15 protein-coding genes and 1 tRNA gene are annotated in these 15,893 nt (G+C 58.8%); 4 read left to right on the top strand and 12 right to left on the bottom strand.

The genetic code is table 11. The annotated features are described in order from the left end of the window. Positions 1-2 precede the first annotated feature (2 nt). Positions 3-1,121, bottom strand: coding sequence for an ABC transporter ATP-binding protein (locus PMI34_RS25005; RefSeq protein WP_008046069.1), 1,119 nt, complete (start codon positions 1,119-1,121; stop codon positions 3-5). After that, positions 1,066-1,350 carry a hypothetical protein gene (locus PMI34_RS28660; RefSeq protein WP_157222700.1) on the bottom strand — a complete coding sequence of 95 codons (285 nt, stop codon included), beginning with the start codon at positions 1,348-1,350 and terminating at the stop codon, positions 1,066-1,068. Before PMI34_RS28660 ends, PMI34_RS25005 begins: the two co-directional genes overlap by 56 nt. Here PMI34_RS28660 and PMI34_RS25010 point away from each other — a divergent pair. After that, entirely contained in the window at positions 1,349-2,254 is a 906-nt protein-coding gene (locus PMI34_RS25010) for a LysR substrate-binding domain-containing protein (protein WP_008046068.1), read from the top strand. The two genes, PMI34_RS28660 and PMI34_RS25010, sit on opposite strands and share 2 nt — an antisense overlap. A gap of 15 nt (positions 2,255-2,269) precedes the next feature. Here the strand turns inward: PMI34_RS25010 and PMI34_RS25015 are convergent, their stop codons facing one another. Next, complete coding sequence (locus tag PMI34_RS25015) at positions 2,270-3,805, bottom strand: methyl-accepting chemotaxis protein (RefSeq protein WP_443216113.1); 1,536 nt, start codon at positions 3,803-3,805, stop codon at positions 2,270-2,272. A gap of 854 nt (positions 3,806-4,659) precedes the next feature. Between PMI34_RS25015 and PMI34_RS25020 the strand changes: the two genes are divergently transcribed. After that, on the top strand, positions 4,660-5,877 hold the full coding sequence (locus PMI34_RS25020; RefSeq protein WP_008046057.1) for an MFS transporter: 1,218 nt from the start codon (positions 4,660-4,662) through the stop codon (positions 5,875-5,877). Positions 5,878-6,096: 219 nt separating this feature from the next. Here the strand turns inward: PMI34_RS25020 and PMI34_RS25025 are convergent, their stop codons facing one another. Continuing rightward, positions 6,097-6,942: a helix-turn-helix domain-containing protein gene (locus PMI34_RS25025; RefSeq protein ID WP_008046056.1), complete on the bottom strand. Its 846-nt coding sequence runs from the start codon at positions 6,940-6,942 to the stop codon at positions 6,097-6,099. Positions 6,943-7,025: 83 nt separating this feature from the next. Here PMI34_RS25025 and PMI34_RS25030 point away from each other — a divergent pair, with 83 nt between their 5' ends. Together PMI34_RS25030 and PMI34_RS25035 are read left to right on the top strand one after the other, a co-directional pair. Further along, positions 7,026-7,649: a glutathione S-transferase family protein gene (locus PMI34_RS25030; RefSeq protein ID WP_008046055.1), complete on the top strand. Its 624-nt coding sequence runs from the start codon at positions 7,026-7,028 to the stop codon at positions 7,647-7,649. A 167-nt stretch (positions 7,650-7,816) separates the two neighbouring features. After that, on the top strand, positions 7,817-8,722 hold the full coding sequence (locus tag PMI34_RS25035) for a DMT family transporter (protein WP_008046054.1): 906 nt from the start codon (positions 7,817-7,819) through the stop codon (positions 8,720-8,722). Positions 8,723-8,948: 226 nt separating this feature from the next. Here PMI34_RS25035 and ychF read toward each other — a convergent pair whose 3' ends face one another. The 8 genes from ychF to PMI34_RS25070 all read right to left on the bottom strand — a co-directional run bounded on the left by ychF (position 8,949) and on the right by PMI34_RS25070 (position 15,866). Next, the gene (gene ychF / locus PMI34_RS25040; RefSeq protein WP_008046053.1) at positions 8,949-10,049 is read right to left on the bottom strand and encodes a redox-regulated ATPase YchF; all 1,101 of its coding nucleotides are present in this window, start codon (positions 10,047-10,049) and stop codon (positions 8,949-8,951) included. Between the two features lie 22 nt (positions 10,050-10,071). Continuing rightward, on the bottom strand, positions 10,072-10,656 hold the full coding sequence (pth, locus tag PMI34_RS25045; protein ID WP_008046052.1) for an aminoacyl-tRNA hydrolase: 585 nt from the start codon (positions 10,654-10,656) through the stop codon (positions 10,072-10,074). Between the two features lie 169 nt (positions 10,657-10,825). After that, on the bottom strand, positions 10,826-11,425 hold the full coding sequence (locus PMI34_RS25050; protein ID WP_008046051.1) for a 50S ribosomal protein L25/general stress protein Ctc: 600 nt from the start codon (positions 11,423-11,425) through the stop codon (positions 10,826-10,828). A 142-nt stretch (positions 11,426-11,567) separates the two neighbouring features. After that, the gene (locus PMI34_RS0126980; RefSeq protein WP_003171603.1) at positions 11,568-12,509 is read right to left on the bottom strand and encodes a ribose-phosphate pyrophosphokinase; all 942 of its coding nucleotides are present in this window, start codon (positions 12,507-12,509) and stop codon (positions 11,568-11,570) included. 46 nt (positions 12,510-12,555) lie between these two features. Continuing rightward, positions 12,556-12,630, bottom strand: a tRNA-Gln gene (locus tag PMI34_RS25055). A 36-nt stretch (positions 12,631-12,666) separates the two neighbouring features. Continuing rightward, positions 12,667-13,518 carry a 4-(cytidine 5'-diphospho)-2-C-methyl-D-erythritol kinase gene (gene ispE, locus PMI34_RS25060; RefSeq protein ID WP_008046038.1) on the bottom strand — a complete coding sequence of 284 codons (852 nt, stop codon included), beginning with the start codon at positions 13,516-13,518 and terminating at the stop codon, positions 12,667-12,669. A 1-nt stretch (position 13,519) separates the two neighbouring features. Continuing rightward, positions 13,520-14,137: a lipoprotein insertase outer membrane protein LolB gene (gene lolB / locus PMI34_RS25065; RefSeq protein WP_008046036.1), complete on the bottom strand. Its 618-nt coding sequence runs from the start codon at positions 14,135-14,137 to the stop codon at positions 13,520-13,522. Positions 14,138-14,141: 4 nt separating this feature from the next. Beyond that, positions 14,142-15,866 (bottom strand): tetratricopeptide repeat protein, encoded by a 1,725-nt coding sequence (locus PMI34_RS25070; protein ID WP_008046035.1) that lies wholly within the window; start codon positions 15,864-15,866, stop codon positions 14,142-14,144. Between the last annotated feature and the right edge of the window lie 27 nt (positions 15,867-15,893).

The following is a 15,893-nucleotide window of genomic DNA, read 5'->3' as shown; positions in this document are numbered from 1 at the left end:
GCTCAATCGTGCAGGACGCTGGCGCTACCCCGGTCGAACAACAGACCGGCCTGGCTGCCGACGGCGAAGCGTTTGCTCTGGTCGACGCAGTTAGGCGTGCGCACGGTGAGGCGCGAACCGTCGCTAAGGCTGACCTGGTATTGCAGGTCGGTGCCAAGGTAGATCTGCGCTTCGATCCGGCACGGCAAGGCACATTCGGTATTGCCCGGCACCAGATGCAAACGCTCGGGGCGTACGGACAATGCGACGTTGGCGCCGACTCGCACATCGCTGCACGGCTGTGCAGGCAGCGGATGACCGGCCGGGCCGGCGAACCAGGCCAGGCCGTCTTCGACTCGTGTGACCGTGCCTTCGATGAAGTTGGTTTCACCGATGAAGTCCGCGACAAAGCGATTGCGCGGGCGTTCGTAGATGTCTTCCGGACGGCCGACTTGCTGCACTTCGCCTTCGGACAACACGGCGATGCGGTCGGACATGGTCAGGGCTTCTTCCTGGTCATGGGTGACGAAGATGAAGGTGATGCCGGTGCGGGCCTGAATGGTTTTCAGCTCTTCGCGCATGGCCTGGCGCAGCTTGAGGTCCAGCGCCGAGAGCGGTTCGTCGAGCAGCAAGACTTTGGGATGCGGTGCCAATGCGCGAGCCAGGGCGACGCGCTGTTGCTGACCGCCGGACAGTTGCGCCGGCTTGCGGTTGGCGAAGCGCTCCATCTGCACCAGGGCGAGCATCTCGCGCACCCGTTCGGCCATTTGCGTTTTGTTCAGGACTTTGCCCATCGGGTGGGACTCAAGACCAAAGGCCAGGTTCTCGGCGATGGTCATGTGCGGGAACAGCGCGTAATGCTGGAACACCGTGTTGACCGAACGCTGGAACGGCGGGCGATCGGCGATGTTTTCGCCGTAGAGCAGAATCTCGCCTTCGGTAGGGAATTCGAACCCGGCGATCATCCGCAGGAGCGTGGTTTTGCCGCAGCCCGATGGGCCGAGAAGGGTGAAGAACTCGTTGTCGCGAATGTCCAGGTCGATGCTTTTGAGCGCCACCGGGCCAGTCTTTGGATCACCGTAGACTTTACGCACTGAGCGGATGGACACCGCCAGCGTTTGCAGCGAATGCAGGGCATTCATGCGTTACCTCCGATTCCCCCATCGCCTGCGCACCTGCTGAAACCAGCTGTGTCGTCGGGCCATGGATATTATTTTTCTGGGCAGGATCGAGATTGCGTTCGGGTGTTGTAACCAGCTGTTTTTTGTTCTGCTGTGGATCGATTATCAGCGAGGGGTTGCGGGGGCGAAACTTCAATTTTAACATAGGGGCTGTTAAAAAATTTAACAGCAGAAGGCGCCCGGAAACCATGCCTGACCACCGTTTGCCGCCGCTCAACGCGGTGCGTGCCTTTGATGCCGCGGCCCGGTTGGGCAGCTATGTCGAAGCCTCCAAGGCCCTGCACGTGACCCAGCCGGCCATCGGCCGTCACGTGAAGTTGCTGGAAGACTGGCTGGGCATCCAACTGTTCGAGCGCACCTCTCGCGGGGTCAACCTGACGGCGGCGGGGCAGAAGTACCACCGCAAGATCACCGCCGCCTTGCAGCTGATCATCGAGGCCGGCAAAGAGGCGCAGCCCAAACACGCCGAGCGCTGGCTGCGCATCATGGTGGTGCCGGGGTTCGCCAAGCGCTGGCTGATGCCGCGCATCGAGGCCATGCGTCATCTACGCCCGGGCTTGAAGTTCGCCATCGAGCCCAATTCGACCTTTACCGACGTGGATGGCAAAAGCGCTGACCTGGGCATCGTCTACGGCTTGGATGGCCAATATGCCCATTCCCGCACCAGCCTGATTTGTCCTCGGGTGTTTCCGATCTGCTCCCCCGAATATCTGGCCAGCGTCGAGCCCATCGGCAGCCCCGCGGACCTGGTGAAGCACAACCTGATCCACGTCGATGACGGCGAGTGGTGGAACCTGTGGTTCGCCGCCAACGACCTCGACATCCACCTCAATTCGGACATGCTCTACGTCAACAACGACCACGCATTGTCGGTGGCCGAGAGCGGGCAGGGCATCGCGCTGGCCAACGAAGTGCTGGTGCGCGAAGAACTCCAAAGCGGCAAGCTGGTGCGGGTGGTGGACGCGCAAGTGAAGCTGGAGAGTTATCGGGTGCTGACGCCGTCCGCCGAGCTCTCGGCGGACGTGGCGTGGTTTATCGACTGGCTCAAGAGCGAGCTGGAGCAGGACTTCCCGGAAGCGGTGATCCGCGCCTGAGAAGTCCTGGCGGACTCAACTCAAGCGGAAGCGCCCGGTGTTGTCGCTGAGGGCCTTGCTGCCGTGGCTCAGGGTGTCTGCTGCCTGGTTCACCGCGCGGGCACCTTCGAGCAAACGTAGTGCTGCCTGATCGACCTGCTGGATATTACCGCTGACCTCGTCGGCGGTACTGGCCTGTTCTTCCACCGCCGTGGCGATGTGCGCCAGGGTATCGGTGACGCTCTGCACCGCACTGGCGATTTCCCCGAGTCGTTCACCAAGGCCGGTGACCGCTTGTGCATCACTCTCTGCCTGAGTGCACGCAGCTTCCATCAGGTTGACGGCCTCATTCACGGTGTGACGCAGGCTATCGACCGTGCCGGCAATCTGCGCGGTCGACGATTGAGTGCGCTGCGACAGGCTGCGTACTTCATCGGCCACTACTGCAAAGCCACGCCCTTGTTCGCCCGCCCGTGCCGCCTCGATGGCGGCGTTGAGTGCCAGCAGGTTGGTCTGCTCGGCGACGCCGCGAATGGTGTCGACCACCAGTTGAATCTGCTGTCCTTGCTCGCTGACCCGGCCCAGCGCCGCAGCGGTCTCGTTCAGGCGTTGATTGAGTTGCTGGATGCTCGCGGTGGTGCGCTGGCTGTCGCGGCTGCTGTCGGCGGCAATGCGCCGGGTGTGCTGGGCGCTGCCGGACGCCTGTTCGCAACTGTGGGCCACCCCTTGTGAGGTGGCTGCCAGTTGCGTTGCCGCCGCGGCAATCTGGCTGATCTGCAACTGCTGGGCTTCGACTTCGCCCAGGGCATCGCTGGAATGATGGTTGAGGGTTTGCACCGCGTTGCTCAGTTGCAGGGTTTCGTGATCCACCCCTTGCAGGCTGGTGCGCAGTTGCACCACGGCGACGTTCAGCGCGGTGCTGATGACCGCCAGTTCGTCCCGGCCTTGAACCTGCACTTGCAGGCTCAGATTGCCATCGCGCAGGGCCTCGGCCAGCACCGTGATGCCGCTGGCGCTGCGGCGGATCGAGGCCTGCAAACAGATGAACAGATACAGCGCGGCCAACAGCAGGCAGCCGAACACGGCGGCCACCACAATGAACTGGCGGATCGCCGAGCCGTGGTAGTAATCCAGGCGTTGATCCAGCGACACCAGCGACTGCTGGCGCAACGAGGCGAGGTCGGAGAGCAGGGCATCGAGACTGCGTTCGAAGTCCTCCGGCTTGAGGTTGATGCTGCCGCCGAACACGCCGTCATCCAGCACCTTCAGGCCTGCATCGAGGCGCTTGAGGCTGTCATGGTATTGCCCGGCCCAGGTTTGCAGGGCGCTGGGCAGGCGTGCTTCGAGCAGGCCAGCCGTTTTCACAAGCTGCTCTCGCGCATCACCGATGCGGCTGCGCAGGTCGCGTAGTTGCAAGCGGCTTTGCAGGGTGAACTGCCCGGACACTACCGAGGCTTGCCCCACCGCCGCCAGGCGACCGACCCGCTCGATCAGGTCCGGCGCATGCTGGGTGGAAATCTGCGTCAGCAAATAGGTTTCCAGCCACGGCGCCAGCGTGAGGCGGTTGTCCATGGCGATCTGCTCGCGCAAGGCCTGCAGGGCGCTCAGGGCGTTGGTGAAGCGATCGTAGCCATCCGGCCACCAGCCAACGCTGCTCAGGCTTTTTGAGTCGAGGCCGTCGAGGGCGGTTTGCAGGGCCTGGTAACGGGTCAGCGTCTCAGCTTCTGCACTTTCTTTTTGCAGGGCCTGGCCCAACTCGGTAGTGGCCTGGCTGACGGCGGGCTGAACCGCATCGAAGGCGGCCATCGCGGCGAGGGTGGCCGGCGTTGGCTGGCGATTGGTTTCCGTGGCGCGCCATCGGGCAGCGCGATCACGCTGGGCGGCGAGCAGGTCATCCAGCGCATCGAGCGCAAGCAGTTGCCGCACCCCGGCGCGTTCGCCGGAGATCAGGCTGAGTTTGTCGCGATAGTCCTGGCCGATCATCCACAGGCTGCCGGCCAGCGGCAGGATAAACAGCAGAAACAACAGCTGGAATTTGCGTGCGAAGCCAAAACGCCCCAGCAGCCCGATCCCCGGTGATAAAAAAGCCTGCATGCCCCAAGACTCCTCTGGACACCACGCACTATTGGCGTGCGTCGGAGGTTGTCGCTCCCCGACTCGTGCCCTCTAAAAAGGCCTCGAAAGTTCACCCTTGTCCGCTCTGTAGGCCGACTCTGTAGCGAAACTTCCCATTGTCGGTCTCCTTTGTAAGGAAGCCGCGTTCAAGCCGACAAGGAAGGCAAGATTCAGACCATGGCTTTGCGCCATCAAGGTTGTGGCGTTGAAAATCGAAGTCGTTAGCAGGCTAAGGGGATGGCGTTGTCGCACTGAAAAATGGCACATTGACGTACCTGCACGTTTGTACCTCCTGTGGTTTGGAAACTCCCATGGCTATCAGCAACGCCCAGACCGGCTCAGTGCCGGCGTCCGCTACGCCCCAAAGCAGTCCCCTGGTGATGCGCATCATCGGCGCGGTGGCGCTGGCACACTTGATCAACGACCTGATCCAGTCGGTGCTGCCGTCGATCTATCCGATGCTCAAGGCCAACTATGGCCTGACCTTTACTCAGGTCGGCCTGATCACCCTGACGTTCCAGTTGACGGCCTCGCTGCTGCAGCCGTGGGTCGGTTACTACACCGACTGCCATCCCAAGCCGTGGTTGTTGCCAGCGGGGACAGTCTGCACCCTGGTCGGCATTCTGATGATGTCGATGGTCGGCAGCTTTCCTTTGATTCTGCTGGCGGCGGGGCTGATCGGCATCGGTTCGTCGACCTTCCACCCGGAGGCGTCCCGCGTGGCGCGCCTGGCTTCGGGCGGGCGCTTCGGGCTGGCGCAATCGACCTTCCAGGTCGGCGGTAACGCAGGCTCGGCGTTCGGTCCGTTGCTGGCGGCGGCGATCATCATTCCCTACGGCCAGGGGCACGTGGCCTGGTTCGGCCTGTTCGCGGTGTTTGCGCTGTTCGTGCTCTACCGGATCAGCCGCTGGTACGCCAACCACTTGAACCTGTTCAAGCTCAAGCAAGGCCAGGCGGCGACTCACGGCCTGTCCAAGGGCCGAGTCACCAGTGCGCTGGTGGTACTCGGGTTGCTGGTGTTCTCCAAGTATTTCTACATGTCGAGCCTCACCAGCTACTTCACCTTCTACCTGATCGAGAAGTTCGACCTGTCGGTGGCCAGTTCGCAGTTGCACCTGTTCCTGTTTCTCGGCGCGGTCGCAGCGGGGACGTTCTTTGGCGGGCCGATCGGCGACAAGATCGGGCGCAAGGCGGTGATCTGGTTCTCGATCCTCGGCGTTGCACCCTTCACATTGCTGCTACCCCATGTCGACCTGTTCTGGACCAGCATCCTGAGCGTAGTCATCGGCTTCATCCTCGCCTCGGCGTTCTCGGCGATCGTCGTGTATGCCCAGGAACTGGTGCCAGGTAATGTCGGGATGATCGCCGGGGTGTTCTTCGGCTTGATGTTCGGCTTCGGCGGGATTGGCGCGGCGTTGCTCGGGCATCTGGCGGACATGCACGGCATCGAGTACGTGTACTACCTGTGTTCGTTCCTGCCGTTGTTCGGGGTGTTGGCGATCTTCCTGCCGCGAACCAAAAAGGCCTGACTCGACACAAATCCCCCTGTGGGAGCGGGCTTGCTCGCGAATGCGGTTCGTCAGCCACATGTACTTCGACTGACACTCTCTCTTCGCGAGCAAGCCCGCTCCCACAATGGGGCGCAGGTGTGGCGGATGATTATTTCAGGCACAAAAAGCCGCGTATCAAACGCGGCTTTTCTTGGGCGGTGTGTTTACACGTTAAACCAGAAGTCACTGGGTAAAGGTTCAGGCACTGCTGTTGCGGAAACTGCCAGGTGTGATGCCGACTACTTTTTTGAAGGCTCGGGTCATGTGGCTTTGATCGAAGAAGCCGCAAGTGAATGACGCTTCTGCGAGACCGGACCCGGTGCGCAGCAGTTTTTGGACCTGGGCGATTCTTTTCTGGATTTGATAGCTGTGGGGGGAGACGCCAACGCTTTTCTTGAATACCCGGATCAGGTAAAGAGGGTCAAGGTTCACCAGTTGTGCCAGTTCTTCCAGAGACAGATGTTTGTCGAACTCATCTTCGAGCTTCCTCTTGATCTTTTGCACTGCATGTTGCTCAGCCGCACTGACTGGTTCGATGGGCGCTCCGCTACGCTCGAAGAGCTGCGTCACCAAATCCAGCAGGATAGTTTCCCGTTCAAGGCTGGAGGGGGATTTTTCAATGATTTGATGTTGATGCAAAAAGGTCCGGGCGAAGTCGGGCGCCTGGCTCAGAGCTGTTTGAAAAAGATGAATATGATCGTCTGAAAAGCGCCCCTGAAACACCATCCGATTGACCCATTCGGGGTCGATATAGAGCATTCGATACATCCAGCCCTCATCATGGCCTGGCAAGCCGTCGTGGATCTCCCCGGGGGTAATGGTGACCACACTGCCAGCGACCCCCATGTAGTAACTGCCGCGATAAAAAAGTTTTTCAACACCGCCACTTATAACGCCGATAGCGTACCGGTCATGTGAATGCCGGCCAAAAGATTGAGTACTGTAACGCGCAGATAGCAACTCACAGTCGCCTTCGGGTATACGCCAGAATTGAACAAAGTCCTTGGCTTTTTGAGGGGCTTTATTGCGGCAGTTCTCATCCATGAATTGTCCAGTTTTGTGCAATACGTATGGAAAAAAGGTCGCTAAATTTAGCACCTATTTCATAACACAAGCTAGGGGATGCGATGTCTACAAAATTGGTAGTTGGGGATTTTAATAAGTCTTCATGGTCATTTCGTGCGTGGCTGGTTCTTGTGGCAGCGGATGTTGCATTTGAAACCCTTCAGATCAAACTGGAACAAAGCGACACCCGCCAACGCATTCTGGAGCACTCGCCCTCCGGCAAAGTACCGGCGCTGCTGCTTGATGATGTCGTCATCAACGACAGCCTGGCCATCAGCGAATATATTGCCGATACCTATCCTGCCGCCAACCTTTGGCCCCAAGATTCACGGGTCAAGGCCCTGGCACGAGCTGCTGCGGCAGAGATGCACTCCGGTTTCACCCACCTGCGCACGCAGATGTCGTTTGGCCTGAACACCGGTGACATCCCGGAAAGTCTAACCGCCGAGACCCGAGAGGAAATAGTGCGGGTATTCGCTATCTGGAACCAGCTCCGTGAGGTGAGTGGTTCAACACAATTCCTCTGCGGTGACTTCGGCATTGTTGATGCGATGTTTGTTCCGGTAGTGTTCCGCTTCCGTCGTTATGGCATTGCCATCCCTGCGCAACTGCAGGGCTATGTTGAAAATATCCTGGGTTATGCACCGGTACAACAATGGTTGAAGTTGGCCGCGCAAGAAGTTTGAAGAGTTGTGTTGCTGCTAACTATTAAAGCCAATTAAAGGTTGGTTGTTTTTTTGGCTCGTGGCAGAAAAGACCTTTTGGGCTTTTCTGCATTGTCGAGTCTGATGCTGCCCGGGGGAGTTGTGAGTGTTCATAAAGTTAATACCGGTCTTTATCAATGAGGTTTCTCATGTCGATTAATAACAATCGGGCAATCATTGAATTGACCATCGGTGGACTGATGCTCAGTCTGTCTGCTCTAGCCGTCGCTTTCGCCCATATCGGCGCGGGTGGCGCTGGGTTCTATCGGATGGTGTTCGCCTCGATCCTGTTCTTCCTGCTGCTCAAGGTGCGCAAAACACCGGTGCTGCTCAAAAGCGCCAAGGCGCAGCTGTACACCGCGTTGGCTGGGGTGTTTTTGGCTATTGATCTGGTGCTCTGGCACCAGAGCATCTATATCGTCGGCCCGGGCATCGGGTCGATCCTGACCAACTGTCAGGTGTTCTTCATGACCCTGCTGGGGTTGTACCTGTTGAAGGAAAAACCTTCGATCTACTTCCTGGTGTCCATTACCTTGGCATTTGTCGGGCTCTATCTGTTGTTGCTACCCGAGATGACCAGTGCGGTAGGGATCAAGGGCGTGGTGTATGGCGTGCTCTCGGGGCTGGCGTATGCCATCTGTGTGTACTTCCTGAAGATCAACACCCAGTTGCCTGACGGCGGGGGTGACAAGATCGCACAGATGCTCAATTTGAGTCTTTGGGCGGCACTGGTTCTGCTGACATACGCGCTGGCATCTGGGGAAAGCTTGGCCATCGTGGATGGGCAAACCTTGCTGATGCTGATCATATACGGGGTACTGGTGCAGTTTGTCGGCTGGTTGCTGGTCAACCGTTCGATCGGAGCCATCAGCCTGGGGTTGGCCGGACTGATCCTGTTACTGGAGCCGGTGATCACGTATTTCATTGATGTCACCTTTCTCGGCAAGGCCAGCTCCACGCTGCAGATTTGCGGTGCGCTGCTGACTATCTTTGCGGTTTACATCGGCTCAATCAAACCCCCTGAGAAAGCGCACCCTTTACCCAAAGCGACCTGACAGCAGGTGTATCACGGCGGTATCGGTCAGCATGCCTTGATCTGCGAATTTCCGTCGTACCCGGTTTTTAAAACCGGCTTCAGGCGTCTTGCCCTGTAGCGTACCCATCAACAACCCAGATCAAAATGGAGAAGATGGTGATCCCAAGACGCAAAAAATCCCCGTATCAGCGAGTGATTACGGGGATTTTCAGTCTACCGGGTTCCGTGTAAATCCACGGTCACCGTTACACGTTGAAGCGGAAGTGCATCACGTCGCCGTCTTTGACGATGTAATCCTTGCCTTCCAGGCGCCATTTACCGGCTTCCTTGGTACCGGCTTCGCCCTTGTACTGGATGAAGTCGTTGTAGGCAATCACTTCGGCGCGGATGAAGCCTTTCTCGAAGTCGGTGTGGATCACGCCAGCCGCTTGAGGTGCGGTGGCACCGACGCGCACGGTCCAGGCGCGGACTTCTTCGACACCGGCGGTGAAGTAGGTCTGCAGGTGCAGCATTTCGTAGCCGGCGCGGATCACGCGGTTCAGGCCAGGCTCTTCGAGGCCCAGGGCTTCGAGGAACATGTCTTTTTCTTCGCCGTCATCGAGCTCGGCGATTTCCGCTTCGATCTTGTTGCACACCGGTACCACCACGGCGCCTTCTTCTTCGGCGATGGCGCGGACCACGTCCAGGTGCGGGTTGTTCTCGAAACCGTCTTCAGCGACGTTGGCGATGTACATGACCGGCTTGGTGGTCAGCAGGTGGAAGCCCTTGATCACCGCTTTTTCGTCGGCCCCCATGTTCTTCATCAGGCTACGTGCAGGCTTGCCTTCGGTGAAGTGGGCGATCAGTTGCTCCAGCAGGCCTTTCTGGACCACTGCATCCTTGTCACCGCCCTTGGCGTTACGCGCGACTTTCTGCAGTTGCTTCTCGCAGCTGTCGAGGTCGGCGAAGATCAGCTCCAGGTCGATGATTTCGATGTCGCGTTTCGGGTCGACGCTGTTGGAGACGTGAATCACGTTCTCGTCTTCGAAGCAGCGGACCACATGGGCGATGGCATCGGTCTCACGGATGTTGGCCAGGAACTTGTTGCCCAGGCCTTCACCTTTCGACGCACCGGCAACCAGGCCCGCGATGTCGACGAACTCCATGGTGGTCGGCAGGATGCGCTTCGGATTGACGATGGCTGCCAGGGCTTCCAGACGCGGATCCGGCATCGGCACGATACCGCTGTTCGGTTCGATGGTGCAGAAGGGGAAGTTCTCGGCCGCGATCCCGGATTTGGTCAGGGCGTTGAACAGGGTGGACTTGCCGACGTTAGGCAGACCGACGATGCCGCAATTGAATCCCATGGTGTTTTCCCCGAGGAGTGAGTCAGGCCTTCTGGCTGTGCAGGTTTTTCATCGCTCGGTTCCATTCCCCGGCGAGGATATCCGGCAGCACGCCGAGGGCAAAGTCGATGCTGGCATCGAGTTTTTCCTGTTCGGCGCGTGGCGCACGACCCAGGACGAAATTTGAAACCATACTGGCAACGCCCGGGTGGCCAATGCCAAGCCGCAAGCGATGAAAGGTATTCTGATTGCCCAGTTGCGCAATGATGTCGCGCAACCCGTTATGACCGCCATGGCCGCCGCCCTGCTTGAGCTTGGCAACGCCGGGTGGCAGGTCGAGTTCGTCGTGCACCACGAGGATTTCTTCAGGCTTGATGCGGAAGAAACCGGCGAGTGCCGCTACGGCCTGGCCGCTGCGGTTCATGTACGTGGTGGGAATCAGCAGACGAACATCCTGACCCTGATGCGAATAGCGCCCGGTCAGGCCGAAATATTTGCGGTCCGCCACAAGGTTCACGCCTTGTGCGTTCGCGATGCGCTCAACAAAAAGGGCCCCTGCGTTATGCCGGGTCTGTTCGTATTCAGCGCCTGGATTTCCCAGGCCAACGATCAGTTTAATGGCAGTCACGATAGGGGCCCTTCCTTGGAGTGGTGGATAACATCGCCGCAATCAGGGAGAGCGGCGAAAGTGGACGAAAATTGCTCATTTACCATGATGTAAACTCCGCGTTCTCGCCCGCTTTCTCGCTATGCTCTAGTCCGCGATGTTTCCGGTCACTCCGGCGTACAGAGTAAAATTACTCTGCAGCGCCTTCTGCAGCTTCTGGAGCAACACGTGGAGCGTGGACGTTGGCAACAGCCTTGTCATCGCCGTGTGCCAGGGCAACGAACTCAACGCCTTTAGGAGCCTTGAGGTCCGACAGGTGAATGATCGAACCGATTTCAGCGTTAGCTAGGTCGACTTCGATGAACTCAGGCAGATCTTTCGGCAGGCAGGAAACTTCGATCTCTGCAACAACGTGCGAGATTTCGCCGCCTTTCTTGGTCGGTGCTTCTTCGTTGATGAAGTGCACTGGAACGATAGCGGTCAGTTTCTGGCCAGCGACTACGCGTACGAAGTCAGCGTGCATCACGTGGCCTTTGGCCGGGTGACGCTGCAGGGCTTTGATCACGACGTTCTGCTTGGTGCCACCAACGTTCAGCTCGATGATGTGGCTGTAAGCCGCTTCGTTTTCGAGCAGTTTGGCAACTTCTTTGGCCAGCATGCTGATGGATTCAGGGGCTTTCTCGCCACCGTAAACTACAGCTGGAACCAGGCTTGCGAGACGACGCAGGCGGCGGCTCGCACCTTTCCCCAGGTCGGAACGCACTTCAGCATTCAGAGTAAAATCGTTCATGTTGTATCTCCAAAATAACCACACTCGCCCCAGCGTTTGCGACCAGCGCTAAAGGCGATATGGGCAAAAAAGCCCCGCCCCGACAGGAATGCCGGGGCGGGGCGCTTTTCGTCAACGAGACATTTCGAGAAGGGCAGGGCCCTTAGCGGAACATCGCGCTGATCGATTCTTCATTGCTGATGCGGCGGACCGCCTCGGCAACTACCGGTGCGATATCCAGTTGGCGGATACGCGCACAGGCTTGTGCTGCAGCGGACAGCGGGATGGTGTTGGTCACCACCAGCTCGTCCAGCACGGAATTTTCAATGTTTTCGATCGCCCGACCCGACAGCACAGGGTGCGTGCAGTAGGCGAAAACCTTGGCAGCGCCATGCTCTTTCAGGGCCTTGGCCGCGTGGCACAGGGTGCCGGCGGTATCGACCATGTCATCGACCAGAATACAGGTACGCCCTTCGACATCACCGATGATATGCATCACTTCAGAGTGATTGGCTTTCTCACGGCGTTTGTCGATGATCCCGAGATCCACGCCCAGGGATTTGGCAACGGCACGTGCACGCACGACGCCGCCAATGTCCGGGGACACGATCATCAGGTTTTCGAAGCGCTGATCTTCGATGTCATCCACCAGAACCGGGGAGCCGTAGATGTTATCTACCGGAATATCGAAGAAACCCTGGATTTGGTCAGCATGCAGATCAACCGTGAGAACACGGTCGATGCCGACTACGGTAAGCATGTCAGCCACGACTTTCGCGCTGATAGCCACACGTGCGGAACGCGGACGGCGATCCTGACGGGCATAACCAAAGTAAGGAATAACAGCAGTGATACGAGTAGCCGAGGAGCGGCGGAAGGCATCAGCCATCACTACCAGTTCCATCAGGTTATCGTTGGTCGGAGCGCAAGTCGGCTGAATAATGAAGACGTCTTTACCGCGGACGTTTTCATTGATCTCGGCTGTAATTTCGCCGTCGGAGAATTTACCGACAGAGATGTCACCGAGAGGGATATGCAGCTGACGTACGACACGCCGAGCCAGATCGGGGTTAGCGTTCCCCGTAAAGACCATCATCTTGGACACGCGCAGTACCTGAAGGCTGAGGGTAACCTGGATGAGTATAGGAAAATGGCAGGGGCGGCTGGATTCGAACCAACGCATGGCAGGATCAAAACCTGCTGCCTTACCGCTTGGCGACGCCCCTGTATCTGTTGCAACGATTACCCAGTAATCGGTTCCTTTAGAGCAGACTTTGCAGCTTGCGATGCAACATCGAAACGTTGCTTCCTTTTGCTACAAACCCTGTAAGGGTCTCTGTAAGAAGGGCCGAGACTTTATCAGCTTCAGCTTTGCTTGGGAAGCCCCCAAACACACAACTTCCAGTTCCGGTGAGTTTTGCTTCGGTAAATTTACCTAACAAATTCAAAGCGTTACGTACCTCTGGATAACGCCTTGTTACCACCGGCAAGCAGTCATTTCGACTGTTTCCCTTGGGAACGGGGCGCACTTTAATGGGAGGAGTGTTACGTGTCAACAACGGATCTGAAAAAATTTCTGCCGTACTTACAGAGACTTGCGGCACCAGCACCAGATACCACGGTTCTTCCGGGTCGACAGGGGTCAGTTTCTCCCCCACGCCCTCGGCGAAAGCCGCGTGGCCACGCACGAAAACCGGGACGTCGGCGCCCAGCGTCAACCCCAGCCCGGCCAGGCGATCTTCATCCCAGCCCAATTGCCACAGATGATTCAAGCCAAGCAAAGTCGTTGCGGCATTCGAGCTGCCGCCACCGATGCCGCCGCCCATGGGCAGGATCTTGTCGATCCAGATATCGACGCCCAGCGAACAAGCGGATTGCTCCTGAAGTTTTCTGGCGGCCTTGACGATCAGGTTGCTGTCGTGGGGAACGCCCGGGAACTCGGTGTGCAATTGAATGACACCGTCATCGCGCAGGGCATAGGTGATTTCGTCGCCGTAATCGAGAAACTGAAACATCGTCTGCAGTTCGTGGTAGCCGTCTTCGCGGCGACCGAGGATGTGCAGCATCAAATTGAGTTTGGCCGGAGACGGCAAAGTCAGGCGATTGGCCGGCATGTCATGACCCCAGTTTGCGTGGTTGCCAAGCCTTGATCACCAGTGTGACGTCAAGGTCGGTGCCATGCAGCTTGATGCGCTCGGGCAGCCAGTAGCCATTTTGCTGCGTGTAGTCGGTGTATTCGACCTGCCAGCCATCCTGCTCGAGGTTGGCCAGGCGACTGTCGGTATCCAGTGTCAGGCGACTTTTGCTGTCCGGAGCCGGGAGCCCGCGCACCCACCAGGCCAGGTTGGACACCGGCAATTTCCAGCCCAGCTGTTCTTCGAGCAGCACTTCCGGGTTCGGCGCGTCGTAGCGTCCCTGGTTGGCGACTTCCAGCGATACCTTGCCCGGACGTCCGGTCAGGCGAGCGGCGCCGCGGCCCAGTGGTCCGGACAGGCGAATGTCGTAGTAATCCTGGCGCTGCAACCAGAACAGCGTGCCGCTGCCCGAGTCTTTCGGGGCGCGGATGCCGATCTTGCCATCGATCTGCCAGCCATCGAGGCCGGTCAGTTGCTGTTTGTGCTCGCGCCATTGGGCGGCGTTGCCGTGACCCTCGACCGATTCGCGTGGACCCAGGCCCGCACAACCGGCGAGCAGGGCGATAAAACTGAAAACGATGAAATGGCGCAAAAACATAATCTTAAAGAGTCTCTGATCCGGTCAGGCGTTTGATGGTGCCGCGCAGGGTCGGGCTGTCAGGCTGTTCCTTGAGGAACTTGCCCCAGACTTGTCTGGCTTCACGCTGCTTGCCATTGGCCCACAGCACTTCGCCCAGGTGAGCGGCGACTTCCTGGTCGGGGAAGCGTTCCAGGGCCTGGCGCAGCAGGCGCTCGGCTTCGTCGAGATTGCCCATGCGGTAATTCACCCAGCCAAGGCTGTCGAGTACCGCCGGGTCTTCCGGACTGATCCGGTGTGCCTGTTCGATCAGGGCCTTGGCTTCGGCGTAGCGCGTGGTGCGGTCAGACAGGGTGTAGCCGAGGGCGTTCAACGCCATGGCATTGTCCGGGTCGCGCTTGATGATCGCGCGCAGGTCTTTTTCCATCTGCGCCAGGTCATTGCGTTTTTCCGCCTGCATGGCGCGGGTGTAGAGCAGGTTCAAATCGTCCGGATATTGCTGCAAGGCTTGTTGCAGAACGTTCCAGGCCTTGTCGCCCTGATTGTTGGCGGACAGGGTTTCGACTTCGATCAGGTACAACTGGATCGCGTAATCCGGCTGCTCGTCGCGCTCTGCCGCCAGTTTGCGTTGGGCTTCGGCGGTCCTGCCGTTGTCGATCAGGATGTCGGCCTGACGCAATTGCGCCGGCAGGTAGTCGCTGCCCGGGCCAACCTTGGCGTATTCGATCAGCGCGCCTTGCGGGTCGTTCTGTTCTTCGGCGATGCGGCCGAGGTTCAGGTGCGCCGAGTCGACGTGGCTTTCCCGGGCGATCAGGTCTTCAAGATAGCCCTTGGCCTCGTTCCAGGCCTTGGCTTCCAGGCAGACCAGTGCCAGGGAGTAACGCAGTTCGTCGTCTTCCGGGTATTGCTGGACCAGGCTCGAGAACTCGGCCTTGGCGTCGTCCATGCGGTCCTGTTCAACCAGCATCCGCGCGTAAGTCAGGCGCAGGCGCTTGTCGTCCGGGTATTTCTTGATGCTTTTTTGCAGCAACGGCAAGGCCTCGTCACCGCGATCGAGGGTTTGCAGCAGGCGTGCGCGCAACAGGATCGGTGCGATTTCGCCGTCGTCCGGCGGATTGTCTTCCAGCAGTTTCAACGCGCCTTTGGCGTCGCCGTCCTGTTGCATCAGCAAGGCCTTGCCGAAAATCAGCTGACTGTTGTCCGGATGACGCTGCAACAAACGGTCGAAACTTGTCATCAACCCGTTGCGGGTGTCCTGGTCGGTGTCGGCCGCGGACAGCGCAAGGAAATCGAAATGGGTGTCGCCCTTGCCTTGCAGGACTTTCTCCATATAGACCATGGAGTCGTCATAGCGCCCGGCGCGTGCCAATTGCACGGCGGCGGCGCGCTGCGCTTCGAGGTCGTCGGGGGCGTTCCTGGCCCAGATCAGCGCGGTATCCAGGGCTGCCTGATCGGCGCCCAGATATTCGGCGATACGAAATGCCCGCTCGGAGATGCCCGGATCCTGGGTATTGATGGCCTGGGTCACATAGTTGTCCAAGGCAATGTCGAAACGATTGCGTTGGCCAGCCAGTTCGGCGCTCAACAGGCTGTAGATGGTTTCCTCGCTGAATGAGCTGTAGACCTTGGGCTTTTCAGGGGCCGGGGTGCTGTCTTCAACCGGCGGCGCACCGTCCGACGAAACGGGTGCCAAGGCCTGGCAGCCGCTGAGGAAGACAAGAGCGAGGAGCAACGCGGAGGATCTATTCATATAGGAAGAGGACGACTAACCTGCGGT

This window comes from Pseudomonas sp. GM74 (assembly GCF_000282455.1).
GTDB lineage: Bacteria > Pseudomonadota > Gammaproteobacteria > Pseudomonadales > Pseudomonadaceae > Aquipseudomonas.
This window is presented reverse-complemented; position numbering and strand designations above follow the sequence as displayed.

What these genes read in the sequence shown, in the direction of transcription:
- PMI34_RS25005 (WP_008046069.1), bottom strand. Translation starts at nt 1,121, where the DNA reads ATGAATGCCCTGCATTCGCTGCAAACGCTGGCGGTGTCCATCCGCTCA.
- PMI34_RS25010 (WP_008046068.1), top strand. Translation starts at nt 1,349, where the DNA reads ATGCCTGACCACCGTTTGCCGCCGCTCAACGCGGTGCGTGCCTTTGAT.
- PMI34_RS28660 (WP_157222700.1), bottom strand. Translation starts at nt 1,350, where the DNA reads ATGGTTTCCGGGCGCCTTCTGCTGTTAAATTTTTTAACAGCCCCTATG.
- PMI34_RS25015 (WP_443216113.1), bottom strand. Translation starts at nt 3,805, where the DNA reads ATGGACAACCGCCTCACGCTGGCGCCGTGGCTGGAAACCTATTTGCTG.
- PMI34_RS25020 (WP_008046057.1), top strand. Translation starts at nt 4,660, where the DNA reads ATGGCTATCAGCAACGCCCAGACCGGCTCAGTGCCGGCGTCCGCTACG.
- PMI34_RS25025 (WP_008046056.1), bottom strand. Translation starts at nt 6,942, where the DNA reads ATGGATGAGAACTGCCGCAATAAAGCCCCTCAAAAAGCCAAGGACTTT.
- PMI34_RS25030 (WP_008046055.1), top strand. Translation starts at nt 7,026, where the DNA reads ATGTCTACAAAATTGGTAGTTGGGGATTTTAATAAGTCTTCATGGTCA.
- PMI34_RS25035 (WP_008046054.1), top strand. Translation starts at nt 7,817, where the DNA reads ATGTCGATTAATAACAATCGGGCAATCATTGAATTGACCATCGGTGGA.
- ychF (WP_008046053.1), bottom strand. Translation starts at nt 10,049, where the DNA reads ATGGGATTCAATTGCGGCATCGTCGGTCTGCCTAACGTCGGCAAGTCC.
- PMI34_RS25050 (WP_008046051.1), bottom strand. Translation starts at nt 11,425, where the DNA reads ATGAACGATTTTACTCTGAATGCTGAAGTGCGTTCCGACCTGGGGAAA.
- ispE (WP_008046038.1), bottom strand. Translation starts at nt 13,518, where the DNA reads ATGCCGGCCAATCGCCTGACTTTGCCGTCTCCGGCCAAACTCAATTTG.
- lolB (WP_008046036.1), bottom strand. Translation starts at nt 14,137, where the DNA reads ATGTTTTTGCGCCATTTCATCGTTTTCAGTTTTATCGCCCTGCTCGCC.
- PMI34_RS25070 (WP_008046035.1), bottom strand. Translation starts at nt 15,866, where the DNA reads ATGAATAGATCCTCCGCGTTGCTCCTCGCTCTTGTCTTCCTCAGCGGC.